The 6,390-nt window shown below is 49.8% G+C and carries 4 protein-coding genes; 2 read left to right on the top strand and 2 right to left on the bottom strand.

Going from position 1 to position 6,390, the window contains the following annotated elements; translation table 11 throughout:
- Together RUMCAL_RS16270 and sigG are read right to left on the bottom strand one after the other, a co-directional pair.
- Positions 1-204, bottom strand: a 204-nt coding sequence (locus RUMCAL_RS16270; protein ID WP_021682472.1) for a hypothetical protein, incomplete at its 3' end; no start/stop codon positions are given.
- Between the two features lie 11 nt (positions 205-215).
- A complete protein-coding gene (gene sigG / locus RUMCAL_RS09095) occupies positions 216-1,007 on the bottom strand; it encodes an RNA polymerase sporulation sigma factor SigG (protein ID WP_021682471.1) in 792 nt (263 codons plus the stop codon).
- A gap of 167 nt (positions 1,008-1,174) precedes the next feature.
- Between sigG and RUMCAL_RS09090 the strand changes: the two genes are divergently transcribed.
- Together RUMCAL_RS09090 and RUMCAL_RS09085 are read left to right on the top strand one after the other, a co-directional pair.
- Complete coding sequence (locus RUMCAL_RS09090; RefSeq protein WP_021682470.1) at positions 1,175-4,741, top strand: DUF2339 domain-containing protein; 3,567 nt, start codon at positions 1,175-1,177, stop codon at positions 4,739-4,741.
- 140 nt (positions 4,742-4,881) lie between these two features.
- Positions 4,882-6,363, top strand: coding sequence for a peptidylprolyl isomerase (locus tag RUMCAL_RS09085; protein WP_040647698.1), 1,482 nt, complete (start codon positions 4,882-4,884; stop codon positions 6,361-6,363).
- The last annotated feature ends 27 nt before the right edge of the window (positions 6,364-6,390 follow it).

Genomic DNA, 6,390 nt, shown 5'->3' with positions numbered 1-6,390 from the left:
AGTCGCCAGACGCTCTTTGTGCGGTATTGCCTTGCATTTATTATACCATAATCGATAAAAAAAAGCAAGGGCAACACCAAACAAAACTTGTGCGTAAGATGCATCGTCAGATTTTTCGGCAGATTGCATAAAAATTCCGCAGGCAGATAGTGTGTCTGGCAAGGAATTTTGTGGGATATGCCCAAGCGGATCCTCTCCTAACATACAGTATTGCCCTAGGAATGGTGATGCAGATTGGCAGCGTCCCGCACCTGTAAAATCGCATTTTTTTCCAGTCGGGAAACCTGTGCCTGTGAAATGCCGATTTCCTTTGCCACTTCTGTCTGGGTTTTCCCCTGAAAGAAGCGGAGGTATAAAATATTCTGTTCCCGTGTTCCCAGCTGTCGTATGGCATTTCGCAGAGAAAGTTCTCCCAGCCAGTTTTCCATAGTATCCCGTTCACTGATTTGATCCAGCACATACAACGCATCTCCGGATTCGGAATATACCGGCTCATAAATGGAAACCGGTTCGCTGACACTCTCCAGTGCCACCACCACATCTTCCCGCTTTGCCCCGATCTCCGCCGCGATCTCGCTGACAGTCGGCTCTTTCTGGAGATTGGTCGTCAGCCGTTCCTTTGCCTGCATTGCCTGATAAGCCAGATCACGGAGGGAACGGCTGACCTTGATCTGGTTGAAGTCCCGCAGATACCGCCGCAGTTCGCCGCTGATCATAGGCACACAATAGGTGGAGAAGCGGACTTCTTTGGAAAGATCGAAGTTGTTGATCGCTTTGATCAGCCCAACGACACCGATCTGAAATAGATCGTCAATATCTTCTCCCCGACCGGTGAATCTCTGAATCACGCTCAGCACCAGCCGCAGATTGCCCTGAATCAGCTTGTCCTTGGCTGCCTTGCTGCCGGTATCCCGAATTTCCCGCAGCAGTGCCGTTTTTTCTTCTTCTTTCAGTACTGTCAGGTCAGCGGTATTGATACCGGAAATCATCACTTTTTGAAATGCCATAACACGACCTCCTTGCTGTATCCATATCTTTCCCCGATTTCCTGTTGCTTAATCTACAGAATAACTGGAAAAAATAACAAGAAAAAGAAATGATCTCTTGACATTTTTCGGCCTATCATCTATAATAAAGATACCAACAATTGATTACAAACATTTGGAGGATTATCATGGATAGACAAGAACCGCCTAAAACGCCGCAGAACGGGCAGCCGCCTGTACCACCGCCAAAAAAGGACAAGGAATTCAATTTCGGCAAGAACTTGCTGGGAATCCTTGCTTCCTTACTGGTGTTCATTGGCATTTTGCTGACGGCATGGGCATCGGGTTCCCGTTGGATACAGCTGTGCGGCATTCTGGCAGCCGGCTTGTTTCTGATGCTGCTCGGCATGCTGGCTTCCCGCAGGAAGTCGGCATACCGGACGTTTTTTCTGTCCGTTTCCGGCTGCGGTGCGGGAATCCTGTATCTGGGCATTATGCTGGGCTACTGGTATTATGAACTGCTCTCCGTGCTGGGCATGTACGCCTTGTTTTTGCTGTGGGCAGGACTGATGTACCTGCTCTCCCGCGGGAAGCTGCCGGTTTTCCAGAATATTGGTCATATCGGCATGGTGGTAGCAGTATTTTCCCAACTGGACAATTACACCAAGTTTCAGCTCTCATCATTTTCAGACCATTTTTCGGAACAGGCAAATTTTCAACTGCTGATAATGACGTGTTACGTCTGCATCAGTGCATTGTTCTATCTGCTGACCAACCGGCAGGAACGACCGGAAAAGCACTTGTTTACGCTATATGCAAACGGGATTTGTGTGGGACTGCTTGGCATTCGCATCTTGATTCAGGCAGACCAGTTCTATACGTTTTTTCGGAACGGCGTAATGCATGTACAGACAAAGGCAATTTCCATGGCAGTGTGCAGTCTGCTTCTGGCTGGCTTTCTGCTGTTCCAGTATTTCTGGGATATGCACCGCTGGCTGGAACGGCAAAAAGCTTCTGATTCCGTCTGGAGTTTCCGCTGTGTTCCGACGCAGCTGTTGTTGTGGCTGTGCATGCTTGGATTCTGGCAGAGCATGCTGTCGTTCCCAGACTGGCTGGAACAGTCCGCATTGCTGCTTGGTGCAGTGTTCTGCATAGGCTTCTGGTATGCGGCACAGAAAGACCGCGTACATACTGCCACTTATCGTCTGACGTTTGGAATCGCAGCACTGACCGCGGCGGCATGCATTCTGTTCTGCGGCGGTGTGCTGCGAATCGTGAGCTGGTGTCTGTACCTGCTCCTGCTGACTGGATTCGGCAGAAGGGCGAAGTTCCCCTTTGCCATGCAGTTTTCCTATGGACTGTTTTTGCTGGCTTCATGGATTCCGCTGCTTTCTGTGCTGAATGGCTCGTTTTGGCAGAACTTTGTGATGCTGTATAGCTTTTTCTCTCTTTGCAACTGTGTTACGATAGTACTGTGCCGCCGTTTGGAAAATGGCAGGGCATTGTCTGGCATCACGCAAATTGTCAATCTGCTCGCCATTTTTTCAATATTGTTTATGTTCGTGCCGCTTATATTGGAGAAGCTTTTCCTGCCGTGGAAACTTCTGCTCACATTGGCATTGGTTGTAGTTTTCTCTGTCAACAGCGACCGCTATTTTCGGGAACCCCGCTGGAAATCAAACGGCATGGGTGTATTGTTCTGCGGAAAATATCTGCTTCTGACATGTGCCCTGACAATTCTGTATTCTGCCACGGGGGCGGTCCTTTACGGCTGTATCTGTGCAGTAGCATTGGGCTGTGTCATTCTGGGCAGCCGTTTCGCCAATGTTGGCATACGCTACAGCGGCATCGGACTGCTGTTTTTCGTAACGCTGGCAATTTTTTCTTCCGGGACCATTTGGGAAAAACAAGCCGTATTGCTGCTCACGTGCAGTATGGCATATTATGGCGTACTGTTTTGTCATCACCGATTCCCGTTAAAAACCGGAAGTGCTTTTTTTGGGATTTTCCGATGGCTTCTGCCGATTCCGGCAGTGCTCACATTGTTGCAGGGATTGCGGATATTGCAGCGGCAATTTCTGCCAGTCGGGGGAATCGTGCTTGTTTTTCTGACCATTGGGCTGCTTCTCTGTGGGCTTGGCTGGTGGGGCATGCACCGGAAGTACTGCCGCCGATTCTTCACCGTGCTGGGCGTTTCCGGCATGGCAGTTCTTTTGCAGTGGATTCTCCTGTGCAAGCAATTGTTTCCGAAAATCAGTATGCTGACCGTGTGCATTCTGCTTCTGATCTGGGTCGGTCTGTGCAGCTTGTTTACAAAACCGCGACCAGACGTGTTCCAGCCGTTGACCGCGGCAGGGCTGTTCCTTTCGGTTACGCTGGGGACTGCTTTGTCGGAGGCGGACGGCGTTTGCCTGACCGCATATATTCTGCTGGGATTCGCTTTGTTGGCATGGTCGGTGCAAAAAACGCAGATCCGCTATGCGGTGACAGCAATAATTGCTCATATCCTGACGCTGCTGCCGCTGCTTGAAATTTTGGGGCGGTTGACAAAATATCCCGTTGCAGGCAATGGCACAGTTGCTGCTCCGTGGGATTATGTGCGGTGGGGAATGCTGCTCCTGTCAGTTCTGGTGCAGTTCGCATTGCTGTCTCGCCCGTTCCGCCGGAATCAATGTGCATCAGATAAAGTGCAGGCAATTTTGTATTTTTCGACATTTCTGGAATTGCTGATCCTGCTGTGCTTTGGCGTGTACCAATTTGGAACACCAACCATTTCGTTTGATATAACTGTTGGGACTGTACTGCTGTCCAGTCTGCCCTATGCAGTCGGAGCCGTATTGCTTATGGGCTTTTGGTTCGCAGTACAGCGGCGGAGAATGCCAACATTTTTGTATCAGACACAGTTTTATCTCACCGCTGCTGTTTCGGCGTTGCTCTTGCTGGAAATCCCGGCACTTCCGGTATTTGTACGAACCTGCGGTTCCGGAGCCGCAGTGCCGGCTGTCCTATTGCAGCACGTCCTGTGGTTCGCATTTCTGGCAGTGCTGTTCCTGTTTGGGAAAAAGCAGCGTATGCCTTTTTACGGAAATGCTGCCTATGGCTTGTTCCTGCTCTGTACCGGCTGGATTCTCCGGAATCTGCCCTGCTTTGCAGACCTGTCGCCGCAGCGTGCCGCAGGCTGGATTCTTTCTCTGCTCGGCATGGTCAATGGCGTGGTGCTGCTGTACCAATTGTACCGGGAAACGAGAAATGTCCGCTACTGGATTTCCTATGTGGGGAACTGGGCACTTCTGGGAATCGGCAGCTTGCTGATGCTGTTTTGTGAAACACTGCATCTGCCGGAGCGAATCGCACTGGCTCTGACATTGACACTGCTGTATTTTGCCGGCTCCATGGAACTGCTGAAAAAGAACGAAATCCGTTCCGGTATGACGGGCAGGGAAATGCTGTTCTGCGGAAAGCTGACTGCATGGCTGTTGGTATTGTTCTGCGGGTTCTCTTTGCCGAAGGTGCTGCTGAGCGTTGGCTTGCTGGTGCTGGCGGTTCTGCTGATTCTGTTCGGCTTCTGGAAATCCCGCAAACCGGTTCGCATCTATGGCTTGATATTGGTGCTGGTCAGCATCTGTAAGCTGATCCTGCTGGACATTTCCTACGGCAAGCTGGAACTGCGGGCATTCAGTTTCCTGATTTGCGGCGTGATCTGTTTTGGGATCAGCTTCTTGTACAACCGCATGGATAAGAATAATTCGAAATAGTTTGTGCAGTGTTGCCCTTGCACTTTTGTAAAAGATATGCTATACTATAAGAGCCAGTTCAGTATCTCTTACTGAACTGGCTCTAAGAATACAAGCACATTGCCTGCATGACAGTCGTGCAGCAGAATACGAGGAATATTATGGCAAATAAAAAGAAACCGTCCGAAAAGCAGGAATTTCTGGCACAGCAGCGGAGAGAACAACGCCGAAAAACGGCAAAGGAAGAAAAGAAAAAACACCACAAGAGAAAAATTGTTACCACCGTGGTATGCTGTGCGGCAGCTGTCGCCGTAGTTGCCGGCGGAATCACATGGTTTGTGCGGGAAAAACCGATGACCCAGATGATTCCGGTGGAAAAGACAGAACATTATTCTGTCAATGCGGCAGAAGTATCGTTCTACGCATGGCAGATTTACAACAGCTATATCAACAGCAGCACCGGTTCTGATTCGGCGAACCTGCCGGATACAGAAAAGCCGCTGGCTGACCAGAACTACGATAACGATACCACTTGGGAAGCCTATTTCACCGATGCGGCACAAAAATACGCGGAAAACGTACTGGCGTACTGTGAAGCGGCAGACAAGGAAAATTACGAATTTCCGGAGAATATCTCCGCTATGGTGAAAACTGCAAAGGAACAGATGGACTTCAGCACACTGCCGAGCAGCGTGACACAGGACAACGTCACCCATGCACTGGAACTGTATTTCAAGGCTCAGAGTTTCAGCACCAGCGTGGAGGAGAACATGTCTTTTACCGATGATGAACTGGAATCCTATTACAAAGAGAATGCCAAGACGATGGACGTTTGCAGTTATATGGAATTCTCTTTTTCCTATGATGATTCCGGCGACAGTACAACGATCAGCCGGAGCGAAGCGGAAGAACTTGCCCGTAGTCTGCGGCGGTGCAATACGAAAGATGAATTCCAGTCATGGGTGTATGACTACTATGCCAAGAATACGTCTTTGACAGAGGAGGACTTGCAGTCCCAATTAAGCACACTCTACAGTCATAACATCTCTTATACAGAGGGTGATGATGTCAGCGAGTGGGCATTTTCCGGCGAAGCAAAGGCAGGGGACTCCAATCTTTTTACAGATACGGATAACAAACGAATCACCGTGTGCCTGCTGTTGGACGAACCGAAGCGGGACGAATCTCACCCTGTCACAATTCGCCAGATCCTGTTCACCACAAACACCTATGAATCCTCTGACGGTGCTCACAGTGCCGCAGAAAAGGCACTGGAGGAATGGAACAGCGGGGAACAGACCGAGTCCGCTTTTGCAGCACTGGCAGACCAGTACACAGAAGATACCACCGTTTCCGGCGGACTGTACCAGAACATCACAGAGGGACAGCTTTCCTCTGCATGGCAGAACTGGTGCTTTGATGCCGCACGGAAATCCGGTGATGTGACGATTCTGGACAGCTCTTATGGTTCCTGCCTGGTCTATTATGTAGAAGCCGCAGAACAAGCTGGCTGGGAAATGACTGCCACAAATGCCCTGCAAAATCAACGCTATAATGAGTTACAGGAAACCTATCAGAAAGAAGCAGACCTCAAGTCTTCTGACTGGGGCATGCGTTTTGTCACTGTCAACAATCAAAAGTAAAGGCAATACCGCACAAAGATTGTGCGA

Source organism: Ruminococcus callidus ATCC 27760 (assembly GCF_000468015.1).
GTDB lineage: Bacteria > Bacillota > Clostridia > Oscillospirales > Ruminococcaceae > Ruminococcus_C > Ruminococcus_C callidus.
The sequence above is the reverse complement of the archived record's forward strand: the minus strand, read 5'-3'. Positions and strand labels throughout refer to the sequence as shown.